This window comes from Serratia proteamaculans (genome assembly GCF_949794035.1).
Taxonomy (GTDB): domain Bacteria; phylum Pseudomonadota; class Gammaproteobacteria; order Enterobacterales; family Enterobacteriaceae; genus Serratia; species Serratia proteamaculans.
The window spans coordinates 4,477,876-4,500,024 of the sequence record NZ_OX461105.1 but is presented as its reverse complement, the minus strand read 5'-3'; the positions used below and the strand labels follow the sequence as shown (position 1 = coordinate 4,500,024).

Genomic DNA, 22,149 nt, shown 5'->3' with positions numbered 1-22,149 from the left:
GTTATTAAGCCCGTAACTTTCTGTTGCGGGCTTTTTTGTTTCTCTGCGCAGTTTATTTCCATCTGGTTAATGAGGCTAACCGATTAATCGCACACCAATTTACCTGCTGAATTCGACTTGCAGTTTAATTTAGCTTCTGCATAAAATGCCGCGATTATAATAATTATTATCGTTTACATTCGTTATCAAATAATTCATCAGAGAAACCACCTATGTCGACCAAGCGTCTTTCATCTTCTGCGGCCAAGCAGGGCCGCATTCACGTCAGTGGGGTGGCGATGACTATCGTTGCCGCACTTGGCACGCTGGCAACGCCGGCATTCTCCGCCGACGTCAAGGAAGACACGATTACCGTAGTAGGTAGCAGCCAATCACAGCAGGAAAGCGCCTGGGGGCCGGTCGGCACCTATGCGGCCAAGCACAGCGCCACCGGCACCAAAACAGATACCCCTTTGGTAAAAACGCCGCAGTCGGTGTCCGTGGTGACGCGCGAAGAAATGGATATGCGCCAGTCGGAGACGGTGAAAAGTGCGCTGGCTTATACGCCGGGCGTGATGGTGGGTAACCGTGGGGCCTCTACCGCTTACGATGCGGTGAACATTCGCGGATTCAGTTCGGTCGGTACCAATATGTACCTCGACGGCCTGAAGCTGCAGGACGACAACTACTCCATTTACCAGATTGACCCTTACTTCCTGGAGCGCGCCGAAGTGCTGCGCGGTCCTTCTTCGGTGCTCTATGGCAAGAGCAACCCGGGTGGGGTTGTCGCTCTGGTCAGCAAACGTCCCACGACCGAAAGCCTGCGTGAAGTTCAGTTCAAAATGGGCACCGACAATCTGTTCCAGACTGGCTTCGACTTTGGCGGCGCCCTGGATGATGACGGTGTTTATTCTTACCGTTTGACCGGCCTGGCGCGTGATGAAGACCAGCAGCAGGTGGGCGAAAAGAGCAAGCGTTACGCTATCGCACCCTCTTTCAGCTGGCGGCCGGATGATCGTACCTCTCTGACTTTCCTCAGCAGTTTCCAGGATGACCCAAGCGTGGGCTTCTATGGCTGGCTACCGAAAGAGGGCACGGTGCAAAATGGCATCAACGGCAAGCTACCGACCAGTTTTAACGACGGTGAGCCGGGCTATAACAACATCTCGCGCAAGCAGCAGATGGTCGGTTATGCCTTCGAGCATGGTTTTGACGACGTGTGGACGGTGCGCCAAAACCTGCGTTACTCCAAGATGGATGTCGATTACCGCTCGATCTATGGTCAGGGCATCAGTCCGACGAATCCGGCTGAGTTAACGCGTGGGGTGATGAATTCGAAAGAGCATTTGTCGAGCTTTGCGGTGGACACCCAGGCCCAGGCAAAATTTGCCACCGGGCTGGTTGATCACACCTTGCTGATGGGCGTGGACTACATGCGCATGCGTAATGACGTGGTTTATCAGTATGGCAGCGCTTCCAGCCTGAATGTGGTGGCACCGGAGTACGGCAATCAAAGCTATACCATTACCGGCGGCGCCAGCCAGGTCAATCGTCAGGAGCAAACCGGGCTTTACGTACAGGATCAGGCCGAGTGGAATCAATGGGTGCTGACCCTGGGCGGCCGCTATGACTGGAGCGATACCAACAGCACCAATCGCTTGACCGAGAACTCGGTATCCCGGCAGAAGGACAATGAATTCACCGGCCGGGCTGGCTTGAATTATGTCTTTGAAAACGGTATTGCGCCTTATGTCAGTTACAGTGAATCCTTTGAGCCAACGTCAGGCACGGATGTCAGCGGCAACACCTTCGCTGCCTCCAAAGGGAAGCAGTATGAAGCCGGCGTGAAGTATGCACCGAAGGATCGCCCTATTACTGCCAGCATGGCGATCTACCAGTTGACCAAAACCAACAACAAGGTGGCGGACCCGAATAATAAATTCGCCAGCATTCAGGGCGGCGAGATCCGTTCCCGTGGTGTTGAATTTGAAGCCAAAGCTGCGCTGTCGGCCAACCTTAACCTGCTGGGCTCTTATACCTACACGGATGCCGAGTACTCCAAGGACACCACACAGCAGGGCAATACCCCGGCCGCCATTCCAAAACACATGGCCTCACTGTGGGCGGATTACACCTTCCATGAAACCGCCATCAGCGGTTTGACTCTGGGGTCTGGCGTTCGCTATGTCGGCTCCAGCTATGGGGATGAGGCCAATACCTTTAAAGTGAAGGATTACACGGTGGTTGATGCCGCGATAAAATACGATCTGGCGCGTTTCAATCTGCCGGGCTCCTCGATTGGCATCAATGTGAACAACCTGTTTGATAAAGAATACGTCTCCAGCTGCTTTGCCACCTATGGCTGCTATTGGGGCGCAGAACGTCAGGTGGTCGCCACCGCAACCTTCCGCTTCTAATCGGATAACCGGGGCGGCGTCTTGTCGCCCCGGACAAAGTAGGACCTATGCCGGATAAACATCTCAATCACGACGCCACCTTTACCCTGAATAACGCCAGCTTTGCCGTTCCCGGCCGCGTCCTGCTGCAGCCCTTGTCGCTGACCTTTCCTGTCGGCAAAGTTTGTGGGCTGATCGGCCATAACGGCTCCGGCAAATCCACGCTGCTAAAGATCCTTGGCCGTCATCAAAGCCCTACCAGCGGCAGTGTATTGCTCAACCAGCAACCGCTGAGCCAGTGGGACAGCAAAGCCTTTGCGCGTCAGGTTGCCTATCTGCCCCAGCAACTGCCGGCCGCAGAAGGCATGACGGTGCGTGAACTGGTGGCGATTGGCCGCTACCCGTGGCACGGTGCGCTGGGCCGTTTTGGCGCTAACGATCGCCAGCAGGTGGAAGAGGCGATTGCGCTGGTGGGCCTGAAGCCCTTCGCCAACCGCCTGGTGGACAGTTTGTCCGGTGGTGAACGTCAACGCGCCTGGCTGGCGATGATGGTGGCGCAGGACAGCCGCTGTCTGCTGTTGGACGAACCCACTTCGGCGCTGGATATCGCCCATCAGGTTGAGGTGCTGGCGTTGATCCAGCAACTTAGCCATCAACGCGGCCTGACGGTGATTGCCGTGCTGCACGACATCAATATGGCGGCGCGCTACTGCGACCATCTGGTGGCGTTGCGCGGCGGCGAAATGATTGCACAGGGCACACCACTGGATCTGATGCAGGGCGAGGTACTGGAACAAATTTACGGTATTCCTATGGGAACGCTGCCACATCCAAGCGGCGGTGCGCCGGTGAGTTTTGTCTACTGATGGCTGATTCCTCTGATATTCATCATGATGCCGTACGCCGTCGCCTGTTAGCGGCCATGGCGCTTTCGCCCTTGCTGTTTTCCCTGCCGGGACAAGCCGCCGCAACGCCGCCGGACCTTTCGCGCATCGTGGCGTTGGAATGGTTGCCGATTGAGCTGCTGCTGGCGCTGGGAGTTACGCCGTTAGCGGTTGCTGATATCCATAATTACAACCTGTGGGTGGAAGAGCCGAAACTGCCTGCTTCAGTGATTGATGTCGGCCAGCGTACCGAACCTAACCTCGAGCTGTTGCAACAGCTTCAGCCCTCGCTGATGCTGCTGTCGAAGGGCTATGGCCCGACGCCGCAAAAGCTGGCACCGATTGCTCCCAGCATGAGTTTTAGCTTCAACGACGGCAGTGGCAAGCCGCTGACGGTCGCCAGGCAGTCATTGCAGGCGTTGGCGCAGCGGCTGGGGCTGGAAACCCGAGCGGTGCAACATCTGGCGCAGTTTGATCGCTTTATTCAGGATGCGCGTCAGCGTCTGCATTCCTATACCCGGCAACCGCTACTGATGTTTTCGCTGATGGATACCCGCCATGCGCTGATCATTGGTCAGAACAGCCTGTTCCAGGAAGTGATGGATCAGCTTGGAATAAAAAATGCCTGGGAAGGGGAAACCAACTTCTGGGGTACGGCGGTAGTCGGCATAGAGCGTCTGACGGCGGTGAAAAGCGCACGGGCGATTTATCTCGACCACGGTAATCAAGAGATGTTGAAAAAGGTCAGTTCCACCCCGCTATGGCAGGCATTGCCGTTCGTCCGGCAGGATCAATTGCGCCAGGTACCGGCGGTGTGGTTCTACGGGGCGACGCTGTCTTCGATGCGATTTTGTCATCTGCTGGAGCAGGCGCAGGAGAGTTATTCATGAGCGCACGCATCCGTGCATTCCCGCTGACCCTGGTACTGCTGCTGTTGGCGACAGCCGGCGGCCTGACGATCTACAACCTGTTGCAACAACTGCCGTGGGCATTGTGGGGGCAGGCGTTGACTACGCCGAATATCGACGATGTACGCCAAATGCTGTTCCATTACAGCCTGTTGCCAAGGCTGTCGGTCTCCCTGTTGGCCGGAGCCGGGTTAGGGCTGGTCGGCGTGCTGTTCCAGCAGGTCTTGCGCAATCCGCTGGCGGAACCGGCGACGCTCGGGGTTTCCGCCGGGGCACAGCTCGGGCTGACTATCGCCACGCTGTGGATGCTGCCAGGCGGTGAGCTGACCCGCCAGTTGGCCGCCATGGTCGGGGCGGTGGTGGTCGGCGGGCTGGTGTTCGGCGTGGCCTGGGGCAAACGCATGTCGCCGGTGACGCTGATCCTGGCCGGATTGGTGCTGGGGCTATACTGCGGTGCGGTCAACAGCCTGCTGGCGTTGTTCAATTACGATCAACTGCAGGGCGTGTTCCTGTGGAGTACCGGCGCACTGAATCAGCAAGACTGGAGCACGGTGCAGTTTATCCTGCCGCGCCTGCTGGTGGCCGGGGTGTTGGCGGTGTTGCTGCTTCGCCCACTGACGCTGCTGGGGTTGGATGACGGCGTAGCACGTAATTTGGGGCTGGGCCTGTCGATGGCGCGTTTCTGCGCATTGGCGCTGGCGATTATCTTCAGTGCCATGCTGGTGAATGCCGTTGGCGTAATTGGTTTTATCGGCCTGTTTGCCCCCCTGATGGCAAAAATGCTGGGTGCACGCCGGTTGGCGCACCGCATGATGTTAGCCCCGTTGCTGGGGGCGCTGCTGTTGTGGTTAACCGATCAGGTGATGATCTGGCTGACACAGGTATGGCGTGAAGTCCCGACCGGTGCGGCCACTGCGCTGTTTGGTGCACCGCTGCTGCTATGGCTGTTGCCGCGGCTGCGCAGTGCCTCTACGCCACCACCGATGAATCTGGGCGATAGGGTGCCGGCTGAACGTGGTCATCTGTTGGTGTGGGTGGCGTTGGCGGGTGCCGTGTTATTCGCTGGTCTGACTGTGGCGCTGATGTTGGGGCAAAACGCTGCCGGTTGGCACTGGAGTCATGGTGCCGAGCTGGAGTCGCTGATGCCGTGGCGCTGGCCACGGGTGTTGTCGGCGCTGGCTGCGGGGATGATGCTGGCGGTAGCAGGCACCTTAATCCAGAAGTTGACCGGTAACCCGATGGCCAGCCCGGAAGTGCTGGGCATCAGTTCCGGGGCCGCCTTCGGCGTGGTGATGATGCTGTTGATAGTCCCGGGAGATGCTTTTGTCTGGCTGCTGCCGGCCGGGAGCCTGGGGGCTGCCGGTACCCTGCTGGTGATCATGGTTGCTGCTGGGCGCGGGGGGTTCTCTACCGAGCGCATGCTGTTGGCCGGTATTGCGCTCAGCACGGCGTTTACCACCACCATTTTCTTGCTGTTGGCCAGTGGCGACCCGCGCACCGGTGGGCTGCTGACCTGGATTTCCGGCTCTACCTATGCGGTGACGCCGGAGCAGGCGGTGCGAACGGCGATCATTGCGGCAGTGTTGATTGTGCTGGCGCCGCTGTGTCGGCGCTGGCTCAGTATCTTGCCGCTCGGCAGTGCCACGGCTCGTTCGGTAGGCATCGCCCTGACGCCGGTGCGCTTGAGCATTCTGCTGCTGGCCGCCACGCTGACCGCCATGGCAACACTGACCGTGGGGCCGCTGAGCTTTATTGGTCTGATGGCACCGCACATGGCGCGTATGCTGGGCTTCCGCCGCGCGTTACCGCAGATGGTGATTGCTGCACTGTTGGGCGGGTTGCTGATGGTGTTCGCCGACTGGTGTGGACGCATGGTGATGTTCCCGTACCAAATTCCCGCCGGGCTGCTGGCGACCTTTATCGGCGCACCGTATTTCGTTTACCTGCTGCGTAAGCAAACCTCGTAACCGATATCGGAACTCCGGTTTCTGCCCTCAAAGGCTCAGCATTGCTGGGCCTTTGTCTTTTGTGTTTTCAGAGTGTTGCAACGCTTTGCGTAAGGTTGCGCAGAAACGGAACTTAACGTGGAAAGGGCCGCTGAAACCTGGGGGAGATTAATATACTGGGTGCGGATGCTCTGGATCTCTGCCGAGAGCCAAGGAAAGGAGCCTATTACACTCAAGTTACCCTAGTGTACAGAGTACATCATCAGGTGTACTCTGTACCTCAACATGGAGAGGGTGCCGGTGAGCCATGCGATAGAGTTTATCGAAACGCCGATGTTTACCCGTCAGATAAAGCAAATCGCCACGGATGACGAGCTCAAAGATCTCCAGAAAGTGCTGATTGAATCACCGGACAAAGGCGATCTCATCAGGCAAACCGGCGGGCTGCGAAAAATCAGAATGGCGACCGGCGTACAGGGGAAAAGCGGCAGTGCGCGGGTGATTTACTTTCTGGCCACCGACGAGATTATCTATCTGGTGATGGCCTACCCGAAAAGCACCAAAGACAGCCTAACGGACGCCGAAAAATCCGACCTGAAAAAGCTGACGAAATTACTGAAAGATGAGGTGTAGCATGAGTTTTTTTGACGAACTGAAAGCGTCACTCGAAGAAGCCGTCGAGATCAAAAAAGGCGTTAAAGCGCCTGCCCGTGTGACACGCTACGAACTGGCTGACGTGAAGGCACTCCGCGCCCAGCTGAACGTGACGCAGGATGAAATGGCTAAGGTGCTTGGCACCAGCCTCGATACTATCAAAAGCTGGGAAACCGGCAGACGTAATCCGACAGGATTGGCGGCGAAGGTGCTGGCGACCATACAGGCCAACCCTAAATTCTTTCAGGAACTTGCCTCACACTAGTGGGTATCTGCGCGGATTGTTTCTGAAAGTGCCAGACAGGATTTACAACGTTTAAACATCCCATAAAAACAAAAACGGCGAGCACCAGGCTCGCCGTTTTCACACTCGATACGCGGGCTTATTTCAGGCCGGCAGCATCGCGCAGCAGAGCTGCTTTGTCGGTCGCTTCCCAAGGGAAGTGCTCACGGCCGAAGTGGCCGTAGGCGGCAGTTTCGCGGTAGATCGGCTGCAGCAGATCCATCATTTGGATCAGGCCGTATGGGCGCAGATCGAAGAACTCGCGCACCAGCAGCGTCAGCTGTTCGGTAGGGATTTTTTCGGTACCGAAGGTTTCCACCATGATCGAGGTTGGCTCTGCCACGCCGATAGCGTAGGAAACCTGGATCTCACAGCGGTCAGCCAGGCCGGCAGCAACGATGTTTTTCGCTACATAGCGCGCCGCGTAGGCTGCTGAACGGTCAACCTTGGATGGATCCTTACCGGAGAATGCACCGCCGCCGTGACGAGCCATGCCGCCGTAGGTATCAACGATGATTTTACGCCCGGTCAGACCGCAGTCGCCCATTGGGCCACCGATAACAAAACGGCCGGTTGGGTTGATGTGGTATTTGGTGCTGGCGCTCAGCCATTCGGTAGGCAGAACCGGCTTGATGATCTCTTCCATCACCGCTTCTTGCAGATCTTTCAGCGAGATATCTTCGGAGTGCTGGGTAGAGAGTACCACTGCGTCGATACCGACGATTTTGCCGTCGTCATACTGGAAAGTAACCTGGCTTTTCGCATCCGGACGCAACCACGGCAGAGTGCCGTTCTTACGCACTTCGGCCTGGCGCTGTACCAGACGGTGGGCGTAGGTCACCGGTGCAGGCATCAGCACTTCGGTTTCGTTGGTGGCATAGCCAAACATCAGGCCCTGGTCGCCGGCACCCTGTTCCAGCGGATCGGTACGGTCAACACCCTGATTGATATCCGGGGATTGCTTACCGATGGCGCTCAGTACGGCACAAGAGTTGGCGTCAAAACCCATATCCGAGTGCACATAACCGATTTCGCGCACGGTTTTACGGGTGATCTCTTCGATATCTACCCAGGCGCTGGTGGTGATTTCACCGCCGACCAGTACCATGCCGGTTTTCACGTAGGTTTCACAAGCTACGCGTGCTTTAGGATCCTGCTCCAGGATGGCGTCGAGAACGGCATCGGAGATCTGGTCGGCGATTTTGTCAGGATGTCCTTCGGAGACGGACTCGGACGTGAAAAGGTGTTTAGCCATTGTATTCTGTACCTTGCATAAGACGGGTTAGAAATTACTGCACAGCGCTGGAGATCCGGCATCAAAGCGAAGGGTCTTCCGCTGATGGCGCGAGATGCATCCTGCAACGCCCCTCAGGCAAAGCCGTTAAGCAGTTTCTCTGTTAATCAGTATAGATGGATTAACATCTGGACGTCTATTTTAGGTCAGGCCTTAGCCGGATTGCCAGTATTTTTTTGCCATTTCGCTCTTTTGCGCAAAGCCGCCGACGCCATTTTCATCGCTTGAAACAGTTCCCGGCAAATTTTCATTTTGCATTTTCCCCGTGTTATCGGTATAAACTGCGCGCGCGGCTCATTTGGTGCACAGCGTGGGGCAAGAAGTTGTAAATTTCTGTGACGCCTCCGTGAGTGGCCGGATACTCAGCCGCAGACGCCGACCTTTGGTGTCGCCGCTTCATAGAACGGTCACGTTCTTACACTATTAATAGAGGCTCAGTCGTTCATTGAGGACGGCGTGCGTGGAGGTGGTTGGATTAATGATCCGTTGTCTACCGGTTGTTGGTTCTCAACAGCAGTGCCGTTCTGGCGCATATTCTTCTGCTATCTCCCGTCTTGTCTCTACACCACCTTTCAGGTGTGATAAACACCTGGGCGCTACTCAGGATCCTCGGGCCGGTTAACGGTCGTCTGAAGAACTGAACAAGGGTAGCCTGCAGCCTTCCTGTGGGATGTTTCTTGACCCGATTCACGAGGTTTGAACAGGGTGTCTTACAATTATATGAGTAATAAACCGATCGCTGACCGCGAACGGCAGTTTTATTCGCTGCCGCAAGGGCGGTTTGTTGGGTTGTTCTCGCGGGTTGTAGCTGCGATAGTGGCTGACTGTATCGTCAGTACGGGATGTGAGGCGAGTAATGTCTGATGATCTTTTGATTCACCGTCCGTCAGCAACGGGCGAATCTAAATCTTTGCGCTCCATGCAGGAGGTTGCCATGAATGACCGTGATGCCAGCAAGATGCTGCGCACTTATAACGTCGCCTACTGGGGCAACAATTATTATGACGTCAATGAACTGGGCCACATCAGCGTGTGCCCGGATCCGGATGTCCCGCAGGCACGTGTCGATCTGGCTGATTTGGTGAAGCAACGCCAAAAAGACGGTCTGCGTTTACCGGCATTGTTCTGCTTCCCGCAGATCCTGCAGCATCGCCTGCGTTCGATCAATGCCGCGTTCAAACGCGCGCGTGAGTCGTTCGGCTATGAAGGCGGCTATTTCCTGGTTTACCCCATCAAAGTAAACCAGCATCGTCGCGTGATCGAATCGCTGGTCAACTCCGGCGAACCGCTGGGGCTGGAAGCCGGCTCCAAAGCCGAACTGATGGCGGTACTGGCGCACGCCGGTATGACCCGCTCGGTGATCGTGTGTAACGGCTATAAAGACCGTGAATACATCCGCCTGGCGTTGATCGGCGAAAAGCTGGGGCACAAGGTGTACCTGGTGATCGAGAAGATGTCCGAGATCAACATGGTGCTGGAAGAGGCCGAACGTCTGAACGTGGTCCCGCGCCTCGGTGTGCGTGCGCGTCTGGCGTCACAAGGTTCCGGTAAATGGCAGTCGAGCGGCGGCGAAAAGTCCAAGTTCGGTCTGGCAGCCATTCAGGTGCTGAAGCTGGTGGAAACCCTGCGTGAAGCGGGTCGTCTCGACAGCCTGCAACTGCTGCACTTCCACCTGGGCTCGCAACTGGCCAACATTCGCGATATCGCCACCGGCGTGCGCGAATCTGCACGTTTCTACGTTGAACTGCACAAACTGGGCGTTAACATCCAGTGCTTCGACGTGGGCGGCGGTCTGGGCGTGGATTATGAAGGCACCCGTTCGCAGTCCGACTGTTCGGTGAACTATGGCCTGAATGAATACGCCAACAACGTGATTTGGGGCATCGGCGACGCTTGTAATGAACACGGTTTGCCGCACCCGACGGTGATCACCGAATCCGGCCGTGCGGTTACCGCACACCATACGGTGCTGGTGTCTAACGTGATCGGCGTTGAGCGCAACGAATTCAGTGAACCGCTACCTCCGGCAGAAGACGCGCCGCGCGCGTTGGAAAGCATGTGGGAAACCTGGCAGGAATTGAACGAGCCGGAGAACCGCCGTTCACTGCGCGAATGGCTGCACGACAGCCAGATGGACCTGCACGACGTTCACACCCAGTACGCTCACGGCATGCTGGATCTGACCCAGCGCGCCTGGGCCGAGCAGCTGTACCTGAACATCTGCAACAAGATCCAACAGCAGCTGGATCCGAGCAACCGTGCACACCGTCCGATCATTGACGAACTGCAAGAGCGTATGGCGGACAAGTTCTACGTCAACTTCTCGCTGTTCCAGTCGATGCCGGATGCCTGGGGTATTGATCAACTGTTCCCTGTATTGCCGTTGGAAGGGCTGGATAAGCCGCCGGAAGGCCGCGCGGTGCTGCTGGACATCACCTGTGACTCCGATGGCACTATCGATCACTACATCGACGGTGACGGCGTAGCGACCACCATGCCAATGCCGCCATACGATCCGGAAAACCCGCCGGCGCTGGGCTTCTTTATGGTAGGCGCCTATCAGGAAATCCTGGGCAACATGCACAACCTGTTCGGTGACACCGCCTCGGTTGACGTGTTTGTGTTCCCTGATGGCACGGTAGAAAGCGAACTGTCTGATGAAGGCGACACCGTTGCCGACATGCTGGAATACGTGCAGCTGGATCCTACCGCGCTGCTGGCCAAATTCCGCGATCAGGTGAAAGAAACCGATCTGGACAGTGAACTGCAAGCGCAGTTCCTGGAAGAGTTTGAAGCCGGTTTGTACGGCTATACTTATTTAGAAGATGAATAAGTAGTTCTGAAAGGCCGGGCATCTCTCTGATGCCCGGCCTTTTTTAATGGTTTTTCCCCGCAATTCCCTCAATACCTTTCTTCCCCCTATCAGTTATCACAAATTTGTTAACTCTCCGTGAGGATTCGGACAGGGTTTTCTCTGTAGCTTGTCACTATCGGTTGGATCGGTTTCCGGGGTGACGATGATGATCAACAGACGGCAATTTATTCTGGTTGGCGGCGGCCTGTCCGCTGCGTTCGCATTCGGGCTCTTGCCGAGAAAGGCGGCCTATGCGGCGGCCTCTGGGCAATTTGAAGTCAGCTACACTGATCAACAGTGGCATCAGCGACTGAGCGTCGCGCAGTATCATATTTTGCGGGAACAGGGCACAGAAGCGCCCTATAGCAGCCCGCTGAATGATGAACATCGCGACGGCCTGTTTTCCTGCGCGGGTTGCCAGCTACCGCTGTTTTCCTCTCATACCAAATTTGACAGCCACACCGGTTGGCCAAGCTTCTACCAGCCGCTTGAACAGGCGGTCGCACAGCAGCAGGATCGAACATTTGGCATGGTGCGCGATGAGGTGCACTGTCGCCGCTGTGGCGGGCATCTGGGGCACGTGTTTGACGACGGTCCGCAACCTACCGGATTGCGTTACTGCATGAACGGGCTGGCGCTGCAGTTTGCAGTGCAAAAAGCCTAATGGGGAGAGCGATATGTTGATCCTGATACTGGCTTATCTCGGCGGCATTCTGACCATCGCCAGCCCGTGTATTCTGCCGGTGCTGCCGTTTATTTTTTCGCGTGCCGATCGTCCTTTCTTACGCTCCGGTTTGCCCTTGCTGGTGGGCATGGCGTTGACCTTTGCGCTGTTCGCCACGCTGGCCGCCGTTGGTGGCGGTTGGGTGGTCGCCGCCAATCAATACGGTCGTTGGCTGGCACTGGTGCTGATGGCGGTATTTGGGGTCACACTGCTGTTCCCGGCGGTTGCCGAACGTGTGATGCACCCACTGGTCTCGGCTGGCAATCGCCTGTCTGACAAGATTGCCGCAGACAAGCAGCACCAGGTTGGCCCCTCGCTGTTGCTGGGGGTCGCTACCGGGCTGCTTTGGGCACCTTGCGCCGGGCCGATCCTCGGTCTGGTGCTGACCGGTGCCGCGCTGCAGGGGGCGAATGTCGGTTCCACTTTCCTTTTGTTAGCCTATGCCGCCGGGGCGGCGACCTCACTGGCCTTGGCGTTATTGATCGGCGGCAAGGTCTTCAGCGCCATGAAACGTTCGCTGGGTGCCGGTGAATGGATCCGTCGCGGCTTGGGCGGTGCGATGCTGGTTGGGGTGGTGGCGATTGCTCTCGGTCTGGATACCAGCGTGCTGGCACGCATTTCAGCGGCCTCCACCGGCGGGATTGAACAACGTTTGTTGCAGACGTTCACCCCAGCAGCTGCCCCAGCGCGTCTGCCGGTGCAAACCGCTGTCGATTCAACGCCGGTTCTGGACGATTTTGGCGAAATGCCGGCGTTGTCAGGGGCGGTGCAATGGCTGAACTCTCCGCCGCTGACCGCTGAGTCTCTGCGCGGCAAAGTGGTGCTGGTGGATTTCTGGACCTATTCCTGCATCAACTGCCTGCGTACTTTGCCTTATGTGAAGGCCTGGGCAGAGAAATACCGCGATCAGGGGCTGGTGGTGATCGGCGTGCATGCTCCGGAGTTTGCCTTTGAGAGAGACATTGGCAACGTCACCAAAGAGGCTAAAAAGCTGGGGATCAATTACCCGATCGCCATCGATAACAACTACAGCATCTGGCGTGCGTTCAACAATCAGTATTGGCCTGCCCACTATTTTATAGATGCCACCGGGCATATCCGTTACCAGCATTTTGGCGAAGGTGATTATGCGCAGTCTGAGCGGGTGATCCAGGCGTTGCTGCGTCAGGCCGGGGCTAAAAATATCAGCACCGCCGTCAGCCAGGTCGCCGGGCAGGGCGTTGAACAGGCGGCCGGTAATCAGGCTGACATTTCGCCAGAGACCTATCTGGGCTATGCGCGGGCGCAAAACTTTGCCTCCGGCGAGGCTACCCAGGACGTGGTTGCCCGCTACGGCGTGCCTGCAAGTTTACCGCTCAACGATTGGGGGCTGGCGGGGAACTGGACCGTCGGTGGCGAAAACGTGACGCTCAATGCCCCTAAAGGGCGCCTCGTCTACCGCTTCCATGCCCGCGATTTGCATTTGGTATTAGGCCCGACAGCGGCGGGTAAGCCGGTGGCTTTCAAAGTGACGTTGGATGGCCAGGCGCCTGGCGAAATGCATGGCGCTGATGTCGCGCCGGATGGGCGTGGCGTGGTCACCGATCAACGCCTTTATCAACTGATACGACAAACCGATGGTGCGGGTGAACACACCTTCAGCATTGAATTCGAACAGGCGGGCGTCGCTGCTTACGCCTTCACTTTCGGTTAATCCCGTGGGGAATATGATGAAACTTTCAAACAGGCTCGGTAAGGGGTTGCGGTCTTATGCTTTCTCTGGTGTGGTCGCGCTGGTCGGTGTGGGGCTCTGGCAGGGGAGCGCATGGTCATTTGGCGGTGCGGAAACCGCGGTGGTGATCCCGGCACCTGCGGTTGATGAACCGGCAGTGACGTCGCACAGTGAGACCGCTATTTTTGCCGGCGGGTGTTTCTGGGGTGTGCAGGGGGTCTTTCAGCATGTGAAAGGCGTCACCAACGCGGTTTCAGGTTACACCGGTGGTGCAGCGCAAACCGCCGATTACCAGCAGGTTAGCGGGGGTGATACTGGCCATGCAGAATCGGTGAAAGTGACTTTTGATCCGACTCAGGTTTCTTATGGCAGCTTGTTGCAGATCTTTTTCTCGGTGGCTCATAATCCTACCGAGCTTAATCGACAAGGACCGGATAGTGGCACGCAGTATCGTTCGGCGATTTTCCCGCAGAGTGACTCACAACAACGGATCGCCAACGCCTACATTGCCCAGTTACAGGCCAGCCACAGTTATGCTCAGCCGCTGGTGACTCGCGTCGAAGGCAACGGGCATTTTTACCCGGCAGAGAGTTATCATCAGAACTTTTTGACCGACCACCCTGATTCCATGTACATCATGATTAACGACCAACCGAAAATAAAACAGCTCGAGCATTTATTCCCGGCGCGTTACAGCCAGCAGCCGGTATTGGTGAAACAGTAGCGACGGAATTATTTTTCGAAGCGTTGGTAAAGGTAATCCACCAGGAGCATAGATACGGGGATATAGATGAGAATGATTTCCAGGGAAATATCATTCATTGAATCAATTTGAGAGCACAGATAACCCAATGGGAAACATGACAAAAATGTTATGGCTTGCAGTGCCAAATAAATCCTCTGGTGTTTGATAATCCGTTTATGCTGCCTTGGCATGATTGTTAACATTTTATTTGTTAGCCTGTTTTTTAGCTGAATATATAAGGTTCAATCGTTAGTGAAAGTATTTTTTCTTTTTTAGGTTTTTTTAAATTTAATAAACACCTATTTCTTAAATGCTGGATTAACAAAGTTATAGAGTTTATATGCCAGATTAAAGGACCAAAATCACAAAATTTAGTCACGGCAGGCGGCAACGATCACATAGCTGAAGGATGCAGGGTCTATACTGGGTGACGACGAGCTGCCGGGATGATGATGCGCGCTCTTGAAGCGCGAACGAAATGCGGCGATAATCTGCCGTATCAGCAGTACTAAACAGATTTCGAATGGATCCCTTTCTCGTCGGGCTAACGACGCGGGAGGGATTTTTTTTTGCCAGCGCCTGTGTGATTTTTCAACAGGCGAAACGTTGAAATATGAGGGTTTACTATGAGTACCTTAGGCCACCAGCCCGATAATTCTTTAGTGTCCAATGCCTTTGGTTTCCTGCGCTTTCCGCTGAACTTTATGCCTTACGACAGCGATGCAGAGTGGGTCATCACCGGCATTCCATTTGATATGGCAACCTCCGGCCGTGCCGGTGGCCGTCATGGCCCCGCGGCGATCCGTCAGGTTTCCACCAACCTGGCTTGGGAAGGCAACCGCTGGCCGTGGAACTTTGACCTGCGCGATCGTCTGAATGTGGTCGACTGCGGTGACATTGTGTTCAACTTTGGCGACGCTCAGAGCATGAGCGACAACCTGCAGGCGCACGCAGAAAAACTGCTGGCGGCCGGCAAGCGCATGCTCTCATTCGGCGGTGACCACTTTGTTACCTTGCCGCTGCTGCGCGCACACGCCAAACATTTCGGCAAAATGGCGCTGGTGCACTTCGATGCCCATACCGACACCTACGCGAACGGCAGCCAATATGACCACGGCACCATGTTCTTCCATGCGCCGAACGAAGGCCTGATCGATCCAAAACATTCGGTGCAGATCGGCATTCGTACCGAATACGATCATGACAACGGCTTCACGGTATTGGACGCTGCGCAGGTTAACGATCGTAGCGCGGACGATCTGCTGGCCCAGATCAAACAGATCGTCGGCGATATGCCGGTGTACCTGACCTTCGACATTGACTGCCTGGATCCGGCATTCGCACCGGGCACCGGCACACCGGTGATCGGCGGCCTGACTTCCGATCGTGCACTGAAACTGGTACGCGGCATGCAGTCACTGAACATCGTCGGCATGGATGTGGTGGAAGTGGCTCCGGCCTATGATCAGTCCGAGATCACCGCGCTGGCCGCGGCGACCCTGGGCCTGGAAATGCTGTATCTGCAGGCAGCAAAAAAACAGGCCTAAATATACCCGTCGTCTTTCAAGCTGCAGCGTTGTTACCTGCACTCATTCACCTCAGTCACTTACTTGAGTAAGCTCCTGAGGATGAATGAGCTGGGCGCCTAGCTGCAACTTGAAATCCATAGGGTATAGCGGGTGATGAATTTAGAATGGAAAATATAGTCTAAAACACTCTATTCACCGTTCGTTACCGCACTATGAAAATGCCTGTATCTGTTGCCTTGAAGGTCTATAATCCGGGCTTACGGAGAGAATATGTTGACCAAACAATCTACACGTCTTAACAAATATATAAGCGAGAGCGGTATCTGCTCGCGCCGTGATGCCGATCGTTATATCGAACAAGGCAATGTTTTTATCAATGGCAAGCGCGTGACGCTTGGCGATCAGGTGTTTCCGGGAGACGTCGTCAAGGTCAACGGTCAGCTGATTGAACCGCGCAACGAAGACAATCTGATCTTTATTGCGCTGAACAAGCCAGTCGGTATCGTCAGCACCACGGAAGAAGGCGAGAAAGACAACATTGTCGATTTCGTTAACCACAGTACCCGTATCTTCCCGATCGGTCGGTTGGATAAAGACTCACAGGGCCTGATCTTCCTCACCAACCACGGCGATCTGGTGAACAAAATCTTGCGGGCGGGTAACGACCACGAGAAAGAATATCTGGTCACGGTCAACAAGCCGGTGACCGACGATTTCATCCGTGGCCTCGGTGCCGGTGTGCCGATGCTGGGTACGGTGACCAAAAAGTGCAAGGTGAAGAAAGAAGCGCCCTTTGTGTTTCGCATCGTGCTGGTTCAGGGGCTTAACCGTCAGATCCGCCGTATGTGTGAGCATTTCGGCTATGAGGTGACCAAGCTGGAGCGTACCCGCATTATGAATGTGGGCATGGCCGGGTTGCCGCCGGGAGAATGGCGCGATTTAACCGACGATGAGTTGGTCGAACTGTTCAAATTGATCGAGGGTTCATCTTCAGAAGCCAAACCGACCAAGAAAGCCAAACCTGCAGTGAAAAAGCCTGCCGCCAGCGCGCCGAAAAGCGCCGAAAAGCCCAGCGGTAACTCGGCTGCACGCAAGCGTTTTGCCCAGCCGGGCCGTAAGAAGAAAGGGCGCTAAGCCGCAGTAACATGAATATGAGTTGGGGCGCATTATGCGCCCCTCTTGTTTTATGCCCGCTTTGCCTCACGCGTCATCAGCATCCGGCTGAACAGTACGGCACCCGCCAACAGTGTCACGCCCTGCGACACGATCAGCACCGTAAACCCCGAAGACACCTTACCCTGGCTGGCCATCACCATGCCCATGATCATCGGCACAAACGCCGAGAACATATTGCCGACACCGTTAATCAGCCCATAGGCGCTGCCGACGGCCTGCGGCTGCGCATAATGCTGCAGCAGGGTAGGGATCGCGGCACCCTGAGCGCCCCAACAGGCATTGGCCGCCAGCAGGAAAAAGGCAATCCAGCCGAGCTGATGGCTGTGCATCACGCCATAGATGCACAGTGCCGTGGCCGCACCACCAAAGGCGAAAATCAGCGGTGCCTGATAAGGGCGAATGCGATCGAGCAGTACGCCGCCAAGGTATTTTGAGCCGATGCTGACAATAAACGGCAGCGAGGCCATCCAGCCCATCTGTTTGATAGAAAAACCTTTCTCGTCGGTCAGGTAGGCCGGCAACCAGGAGCTGGATCCCCACAGGTAGCTGAGGGTGGCGATCTCGATCAGCATGATCCAGCCGAGCATCGGGGTACGCCAGGCCAGCGCGAAGGTTTGCCAGACGCGGCTCATTATCGGCCGTGGATCGACGGTGCGTGAAGGCTGGGTGGCGGGATGGATAAACAGCCGTACCAATGCCAGCCCCAGCAGCAGGTTGATCAGCGCCAGCAGATAGAAGGAGATGGCCCAGCCGAAGTGCGCCATCAGGAAACTCACCAGCGGAAAGCCAATCACCAGCCCCAGCGAGACGCCCAGGGTGCTGACCGCATTGGGTTTGCCGCGCTCATCGGCGGCGAAGTGATCGCCGATATACATAGTTTTCAGCGAGAATAACGGCCCTTCACTGACACCCAACAGTGCGCGCACCGCAAATAACAGCAGTACCGAACCGGCCAGCGGCGAGGCGGCGGTGAGCAGCGCCCACAGCACAATACTCAACGTCAGCGCGCGGCGATACCCCATCAGGGTTTCCAGGAACGGCGTTAGCAGCATGGCGGAAAGTCCGTAACCGAGCAAAAACACCGTCATCAGCATGCCCTGATGTGCGCGACTGTCGCCGAGCTGAAAGTGCTGCAGAAAGTCGGGGTTGACCAGCATCACGGCGATATTGACCCGATCGGCATAGGCGATGACGATCAGAAACAGCAGGGCCACGACCCCGGACCAGCGTTGACGTTGTTGCACCATGGGCTCCATGTGCGCTCCTTTAGCGGGCGATGAAAGAATTCAGGCAGCAGAAAACTAACCCGCTGATTTCACAGAGCTGAAAAGCGGGATTGAGCGGGCTGAATGTAAATTTATTGTTATTTAAAAGGGTGTTTTAATCAGTGAGAGGGAACTTGTACTCTCATTAAGCCAGCCAGATCAACGTGTTTTCACCCATGATTTCGTGATGCAACGCACAACTTTCATAGGTTTTTCATCTCGGTGCATTTTTTCGTGATCCTCCCCGCATTTGTCATGTTTAAACAACTTTCCATTAACAATTGCCGCTTTGCTCTCTTGACGAAAGTTTCGCCATACTTATAGTGGCTGTATTAAATAAGAAACTGAGTTTCATATATGAAACAATCAGATAGAGGACAGAAGCAATGAGCTGGAAGAAAGTGTGTGAAGTGTCTCAGGTGAAAGAAGATTTTCCTTTCTCCGCCAACGTGGAAGGGAAAGAAGTCGGGGTGTATCTGATCGACGGCAACTATTACGCGCTGGAAGACGTCTGCCCACATGCCTATGCCTTGCTCAGCCAGGGGTTTGTTGATGACGGTAAGGTCGAGTGTCCGTTGCACGAAGCATTGTTCGACGTACGTACCGGCCAGTGCCTGCGTGAGCCAGGCGGTCGCGATCTGCAAACCTATGCCACCCGGGTGATCGACAATCAAATCCAAATCACCTTTATTGCGGAGGAGTAATCATGCAGCACATCACCGATTTCAATCCCTGGCTGCCGGACACCCAACAGGTGATCCCGGCGCGCGAAGGCGGCAACGGTCAGATCCATCAACCCGGCCAATTTCAAAATGTGATCTGGCAAAACCGTGCCAGGGTACCGGACGGTTTTGAGACCGCGCTGGTGGCGGCGTTGGAAGAGATCTTCGATCAGGGCGCGGAAGAGCTGGAGCAGATCGTCAGTGCGCTAAATCAGCGCCGCCTGTTTGATCGCAATGGCCAGCCGTGGAATGAGACGGCGTTCCGCGAGTTCCTGCACGTTAACGGTTTCTGATCCACACCCGGGAGAAGACAATGACAGCAAACACAACATCCTCCGCACAGGCCTTACAGGACTATCTCGATCAGGGGCTACGTGGCATGTGGTATCCGGTGCTGGCCAGTTGGGAAATTGGCAATAACCCGGTCGGCATTACGCGTCTGGAGCAGCAGATCGTGGTGTGGCGTGATGGTGAAGGCGCGATCCATGCGCTGGAAGATCGCTGCCCGCACCGCGGGGCACGGCTTTCCATGGGCTGGAACCTGGGCGATCGCATTGCCTGCTGGTATCACGGCGTGGAAGTGGGCGGTGACGGTACGGTTAAAGACGTACCGGCGGTTGATCGTTGCCCGCTGGTGGGGCAGAAATGCCTGCGTTCCTATCCGGCCAAAGAGGCCTACGGCGCGGTGTTTCTCTATTTCGGCGTGACCGCAGATGAAGAGCCGGCCGAGCTGACCTTCCCGCCGGAACTGGCGGACGAAGCGTCCTACAGCAACTTCCTGTGTACCGCCAGTTGGGACTGCAATTATCAGTACGCGTTGGAAAACGTGATGGACCCGATGCACGGCACCTACCTGCATTCGTCTTCGCACTCAATGGCGGAAGGGGATCGCAAGGCGGACATGGCACTGGAGCCGACCGACAGCGGTTTCATCTTTAAGAAGAATGGCCAGATCGGCGTTAACTTTGACTGGGTAGAATTTGGCAGCAGCGGTGCCTACTGGATGCGTCTGTCGATCCCATACAAAAAACGTTTCGGACCGGGCGGCCACTTCTGGATCATCGGCATGGTGGTACCTGAAGACAAGGATCACTGCCGGGTGTTCTTCTGGCGTATCCGCCAGGTGAAAGACTGGCAGCGTGACATGTGGCGTTTTATGTACCGCAACCGCCTGGAGTCGCTGCACTGGGACGTTCTGGAGCAGGATCGCATCGTGCTGGAAAACATGGCACCGAACGCACGTGGTCGTGAATATTTGTATCAGCATGACGTCGGGCTATCCCGCCTGCGCCGCATGATGCAAAAAGAAGCACAGAAACAGCTGGCGCAGCTCAGTGAACAGGAGGCGGCACAGTGAATGGCCTGCTGACAGGGAAACGGATTGTGGTGACCGGCGCGGCGCGTGGGCTGGGGCGTAGTTTCGCCGCCGCCATTGCTGCCGCCGGTGCCAGCGTGGTGATGTGCGATATTCTGGCTGATGAACTGGCGGACGGCGCCGCCAGCCTGCGGGAGCAGGGGGCACAGGTTGAAAGCCAGGTGATCGATCTGGCCGATCCGGCCTCGATCAGCGCTGCGTTTAACGCCATAGCCGAAGGTGGGGCGATCGACGGGTTGGTGAACAACGCGGCCCTGGCCACCGGCGTGGGCGGCAAAACCATGATGGAATACGATATCGATCTGTGGGATCGGGTAATGCAGGTCAACGTGCGTGGCACCTGGCTGGTGAGCCAGGCGGCGGTACCGCTGCTGGCACAAAACCCACATGCCAAGATCGTCAACGTAGCTTCGGATACCGCACTGTGGGGCGCACCGCGCTTAATGGCCTATGTGGCCAGCAAAGGGGCGATTATCTCGATGACCCGTTCGATGGCGCGGGAACTGGGCCCGCAGGGGATCTGCGTTAATGCCATTGCACCGGGCCTGACGCGGGTGGAGGCCACCGAATATGTGCCCGCCGAGCGCCATCAGCTGTATGAGCAGGGCCGGGCACTGGCCGGGGCTCAGCATCCTGACGACGTCAACGGGACGGTGCTCTACCTGCTGTCACCGCTGGCGAACTTCGTGACCGGTCAACTGTTGCCGGTTAACGGCGGTTTCGTCTTTAACTAATCTACCTTTTAGCCAGGAGCAGCACATGGCAGACGACCAAGGGTGTAAATATCTGATCCCAGGACTGGATCGCGGATTGCAACTGTTGCTGGCGTTTGGCGAGCAGCACAAGGAAATGACCTTTGCCCAATTGCATCGCCTGGTCGACATGCCAAAAGCTACCGCCTATCGCGTGGTGCAGACGCTGGAGCATCTGGGTTTTCTGGAGCGTAACCCACGCACCAACACCTTCTCGCTGGGCATCAAGGTGCTGCGTCTCGGCTTCGAATATATTGCCTCGCTGGACGTGGCGCAGGCCGGTCAGCCGGTAATAGAACAACTGCGCGATCGCAGCCAATGCAGCAGTCATCTGGCGATCCGTGATGGGCGCGACGTGATCTACATCGCCCGCGTCAGCGCCGCCGGTTCGCAAATCAACCAGGTCAGTGTCGGCACTCGCCTGCCGGTACACCAAACTTCGCTTGGCCGCATGCTATTGACCAGCGCCACCCGCGAAGAGTTTGAGCTGCTGTATCCGCAGGAACAACTGCCGGGTAGTGGCCCAGGTACACCGGCAGATCGCGAAACGCTGTGGCAGATGGTGCAGCAGGACAAGGCGCGCGGCTATGTGATCGGCGAGTCGTTTTTCCGCCACGGTATCTCTTCCATCGTCTATCCGATCTTCAACCGCGAGCAGCGGGTTGAGGCAGTGATCAGCATTATGGTGCCGTCCGATGAGATCCCGAAAGCGGATCGCGAGCGGTTACGCATGGAGGTGCGGGACGCCGCGGTGAAAATCTCCGGCTTCCTGGGTGCACCGCCGCAGGCTAACGCCGGTTAACTGATTTCCCAGGGGCGCGACAGGCGGCCCCCGCATTAATCGGGACGAATAGAGTCGTCCCCTACCAATGACTCAGGCAGGGATAAGGCCCATGGTAAACAGGGGCCCGGGTTTGTCATGCCTGAAAAACGCATTCAGCGAGAACGTGAG

General features: G+C 56.4%; 21 protein-coding genes. 19 read left to right on the top strand and 2 right to left on the bottom strand.

Translation table 11 applies throughout. The annotated features are described in order from the left end of the window. Positions 1 to 212: 212 nt before the first annotated feature. The 6 genes from fhuA (at position 213) to nadS (ending at position 7,032) form a co-directional block, all read left to right on the top strand. Positions 213 to 2,396, top strand: coding sequence for a ferrichrome porin FhuA (gene fhuA / locus QOT07_RS20925; RefSeq protein WP_283603851.1), 2,184 nt, complete (start codon positions 213 to 215; stop codon positions 2,394 to 2,396). A 47-nt stretch (positions 2,397 to 2,443) separates the two neighbouring features. Continuing rightward, positions 2,444 to 3,241 carry a Fe3+-hydroxamate ABC transporter ATP-binding protein FhuC gene (gene fhuC, locus QOT07_RS20920; RefSeq protein ID WP_099065274.1) on the top strand — a complete coding sequence of 266 codons (798 nt, stop codon included), beginning with the start codon at positions 2,444 to 2,446 and terminating at the stop codon, positions 3,239 to 3,241. After that, entirely contained in the window at positions 3,241 to 4,149 is a 909-nt protein-coding gene (gene fhuD, locus QOT07_RS20915) for a Fe(3+)-hydroxamate ABC transporter substrate-binding protein FhuD (protein ID WP_099065273.1), read from the top strand. The genes fhuC and fhuD overlap by 1 nt, the downstream gene beginning before the upstream one ends. Next, entirely contained in the window at positions 4,146 to 6,134 is a 1,989-nt protein-coding gene (gene fhuB / locus QOT07_RS20910) for a Fe(3+)-hydroxamate ABC transporter permease FhuB (RefSeq protein WP_099065272.1), read from the top strand. Before fhuD ends, fhuB begins: the two co-directional genes overlap by 4 nt. A 279-nt stretch (positions 6,135 to 6,413) precedes the next feature. Further along, positions 6,414 to 6,746 carry a type II toxin-antitoxin system RelE/ParE family toxin gene (locus QOT07_RS20905; RefSeq protein WP_283603850.1) on the top strand — a complete coding sequence of 111 codons (333 nt, stop codon included), beginning with the start codon at positions 6,414 to 6,416 and terminating at the stop codon, positions 6,744 to 6,746. Between the two features lies 1 nt (position 6,747). After that, complete coding sequence (gene nadS, locus QOT07_RS20900; protein WP_012442910.1) at positions 6,748 to 7,032, top strand: NadS family protein; 285 nt, start codon at positions 6,748 to 6,750, stop codon at positions 7,030 to 7,032. A gap of 118 nt (positions 7,033 to 7,150) precedes the next feature. Here nadS and metK read toward each other — a convergent pair whose 3' ends face one another. Continuing rightward, positions 7,151 to 8,305: a methionine adenosyltransferase gene (gene metK / locus QOT07_RS20895; RefSeq protein WP_085119028.1), complete on the bottom strand. Its 1,155-nt coding sequence runs from the start codon at positions 8,303 to 8,305 to the stop codon at positions 7,151 to 7,153. Between the two features lie 517 nt (positions 8,306 to 8,822). Here metK and QOT07_RS25955 point away from each other — a divergent pair. The 8 genes from QOT07_RS25955 to rluF all read left to right on the top strand — a co-directional run bounded on the left by QOT07_RS25955 (position 8,823) and on the right by rluF (position 17,041). Continuing rightward, on the top strand, positions 8,823 to 8,966 hold the full coding sequence (locus QOT07_RS25955; protein WP_488175597.1) for a hypothetical protein: 144 nt from the start codon (positions 8,823 to 8,825) through the stop codon (positions 8,964 to 8,966). 98 nt (positions 8,967 to 9,064) lie between these two features. Then, complete coding sequence (locus QOT07_RS25910) at positions 9,065 to 9,208, top strand: virulence promoting factor (protein ID WP_112347340.1); 144 nt, start codon at positions 9,065 to 9,067, stop codon at positions 9,206 to 9,208. Next, positions 9,201 to 11,177, top strand: coding sequence for a biosynthetic arginine decarboxylase (gene speA, locus QOT07_RS20890; protein WP_099065269.1), 1,977 nt, complete (start codon positions 9,201 to 9,203; stop codon positions 11,175 to 11,177). Before QOT07_RS25910 ends, speA begins: the two co-directional genes overlap by 8 nt. A gap of 187 nt (positions 11,178 to 11,364) precedes the next feature. Beyond that, complete coding sequence (gene msrB, locus QOT07_RS20885; protein ID WP_219016989.1) at positions 11,365 to 11,862, top strand: peptide-methionine (R)-S-oxide reductase MsrB; 498 nt, start codon at positions 11,365 to 11,367, stop codon at positions 11,860 to 11,862. Between the two features lie 13 nt (positions 11,863 to 11,875). After that, on the top strand, positions 11,876 to 13,615 hold the full coding sequence (locus QOT07_RS20880) for a cytochrome c biogenesis protein DipZ (protein WP_283603849.1): 1,740 nt from the start codon (positions 11,876 to 11,878) through the stop codon (positions 13,613 to 13,615). Positions 13,616 to 13,631: 16 nt separating this feature from the next. Next, positions 13,632 to 14,357 carry a peptide-methionine (S)-S-oxide reductase MsrA gene (msrA, locus tag QOT07_RS20875; RefSeq protein WP_099065267.1) on the top strand — a complete coding sequence of 242 codons (726 nt, stop codon included), beginning with the start codon at positions 13,632 to 13,634 and terminating at the stop codon, positions 14,355 to 14,357. 647 nt (positions 14,358 to 15,004) lie between these two features. Further along, entirely contained in the window at positions 15,005 to 15,925 is a 921-nt protein-coding gene (speB, locus tag QOT07_RS20870) for an agmatinase (RefSeq protein WP_207977573.1), read from the top strand. 252 nt (positions 15,926 to 16,177) lie between these two features. Continuing rightward, on the top strand, positions 16,178 to 17,041 hold the full coding sequence (gene rluF, locus QOT07_RS20865; RefSeq protein WP_261258746.1) for a 23S rRNA pseudouridine(2604) synthase RluF: 864 nt from the start codon (positions 16,178 to 16,180) through the stop codon (positions 17,039 to 17,041). Between the two features lie 50 nt (positions 17,042 to 17,091). Here the strand turns inward: rluF and QOT07_RS20860 are convergent, their stop codons facing one another. After that, positions 17,092 to 18,339 (bottom strand): MFS transporter, encoded by a 1,248-nt coding sequence (locus tag QOT07_RS20860; RefSeq protein WP_262262209.1) that lies wholly within the window; start codon positions 18,337 to 18,339, stop codon positions 17,092 to 17,094. A gap of 395 nt (positions 18,340 to 18,734) precedes the next feature. Here QOT07_RS20860 and QOT07_RS20855 point away from each other — a divergent pair, with 395 nt between their 5' ends. The 5 genes from QOT07_RS20855 to QOT07_RS20835 are packed head-to-tail and all read left to right on the top strand — an operon-like array spanning position 18,735 to position 21,999. Further along, positions 18,735 to 19,052: a non-heme iron oxygenase ferredoxin subunit gene (locus tag QOT07_RS20855; RefSeq protein WP_012146671.1), complete on the top strand. Its 318-nt coding sequence runs from the start codon at positions 18,735 to 18,737 to the stop codon at positions 19,050 to 19,052. Between the two features lie 2 nt (positions 19,053 to 19,054). Beyond that, positions 19,055 to 19,363 carry a recombinase-like helix-turn-helix domain-containing protein gene (locus QOT07_RS20850; RefSeq protein ID WP_085119018.1) on the top strand — a complete coding sequence of 103 codons (309 nt, stop codon included), beginning with the start codon at positions 19,055 to 19,057 and terminating at the stop codon, positions 19,361 to 19,363. Positions 19,364 to 19,383: 20 nt separating this feature from the next. Further along, positions 19,384 to 20,427 (top strand): aromatic ring-hydroxylating oxygenase subunit alpha, encoded by a 1,044-nt coding sequence (locus tag QOT07_RS20845; RefSeq protein WP_099065260.1) that lies wholly within the window; start codon positions 19,384 to 19,386, stop codon positions 20,425 to 20,427. Next, positions 20,424 to 21,179, top strand: coding sequence for an SDR family oxidoreductase (locus tag QOT07_RS20840; protein ID WP_099065259.1), 756 nt, complete (start codon positions 20,424 to 20,426; stop codon positions 21,177 to 21,179). The genes QOT07_RS20845 and QOT07_RS20840 overlap by 4 nt, the downstream gene beginning before the upstream one ends. A gap of 25 nt (positions 21,180 to 21,204) precedes the next feature. Beyond that, positions 21,205 to 21,999 (top strand): IclR family transcriptional regulator, encoded by a 795-nt coding sequence (locus QOT07_RS20835; RefSeq protein ID WP_012146667.1) that lies wholly within the window; start codon positions 21,205 to 21,207, stop codon positions 21,997 to 21,999. Positions 22,000 to 22,149: the final 150 nt, after the last annotated feature.

Excerpts from the sequence above, each read along its gene's own strand:
- fhuA (WP_283603851.1), top strand. The coding sequence starts at position 213 with ATGTCGACCAAGCGTCTTTCATCTTCTGCGGCCAAGCAGGGCCGCATT.
- fhuC (WP_099065274.1), top strand. The coding sequence starts at position 2,444 with ATGCCGGATAAACATCTCAATCACGACGCCACCTTTACCCTGAATAAC.
- fhuD (WP_099065273.1), top strand. The coding sequence starts at position 3,241 with ATGGCTGATTCCTCTGATATTCATCATGATGCCGTACGCCGTCGCCTG.
- fhuB (WP_099065272.1), top strand. The coding sequence starts at position 4,146 with ATGAGCGCACGCATCCGTGCATTCCCGCTGACCCTGGTACTGCTGCTG.
- nadS (WP_012442910.1), top strand. The coding sequence starts at position 6,748 with ATGAGTTTTTTTGACGAACTGAAAGCGTCACTCGAAGAAGCCGTCGAG.
- metK (WP_085119028.1), bottom strand. The coding sequence starts at position 8,305 with ATGGCTAAACACCTTTTCACGTCCGAGTCCGTCTCCGAAGGACATCCT.
- QOT07_RS25955 (WP_488175597.1), top strand. The coding sequence starts at position 8,823 with ATGATCCGTTGTCTACCGGTTGTTGGTTCTCAACAGCAGTGCCGTTCT.
- QOT07_RS25910 (WP_112347340.1), top strand. The coding sequence starts at position 9,065 with ATGAGTAATAAACCGATCGCTGACCGCGAACGGCAGTTTTATTCGCTG.
- speA (WP_099065269.1), top strand. The coding sequence starts at position 9,201 with ATGTCTGATGATCTTTTGATTCACCGTCCGTCAGCAACGGGCGAATCT.
- msrB (WP_219016989.1), top strand. The coding sequence starts at position 11,365 with ATGATCAACAGACGGCAATTTATTCTGGTTGGCGGCGGCCTGTCCGCT.
- QOT07_RS20880 (WP_283603849.1), top strand. The coding sequence starts at position 11,876 with ATGTTGATCCTGATACTGGCTTATCTCGGCGGCATTCTGACCATCGCC.
- msrA (WP_099065267.1), top strand. The coding sequence starts at position 13,632 with ATGAAACTTTCAAACAGGCTCGGTAAGGGGTTGCGGTCTTATGCTTTC.
- speB (WP_207977573.1), top strand. The coding sequence starts at position 15,005 with ATGAGTACCTTAGGCCACCAGCCCGATAATTCTTTAGTGTCCAATGCC.
- rluF (WP_261258746.1), top strand. The coding sequence starts at position 16,178 with ATGTTGACCAAACAATCTACACGTCTTAACAAATATATAAGCGAGAGC.
- QOT07_RS20860 (WP_262262209.1), bottom strand. The coding sequence starts at position 18,339 with ATGGAGCCCATGGTGCAACAACGTCAACGCTGGTCCGGGGTCGTGGCC.
- QOT07_RS20855 (WP_012146671.1), top strand. The coding sequence starts at position 18,735 with ATGAGCTGGAAGAAAGTGTGTGAAGTGTCTCAGGTGAAAGAAGATTTT.
- QOT07_RS20850 (WP_085119018.1), top strand. The coding sequence starts at position 19,055 with ATGCAGCACATCACCGATTTCAATCCCTGGCTGCCGGACACCCAACAG.
- QOT07_RS20845 (WP_099065260.1), top strand. The coding sequence starts at position 19,384 with ATGACAGCAAACACAACATCCTCCGCACAGGCCTTACAGGACTATCTC.
- QOT07_RS20835 (WP_012146667.1), top strand. The coding sequence starts at position 21,205 with ATGGCAGACGACCAAGGGTGTAAATATCTGATCCCAGGACTGGATCGC.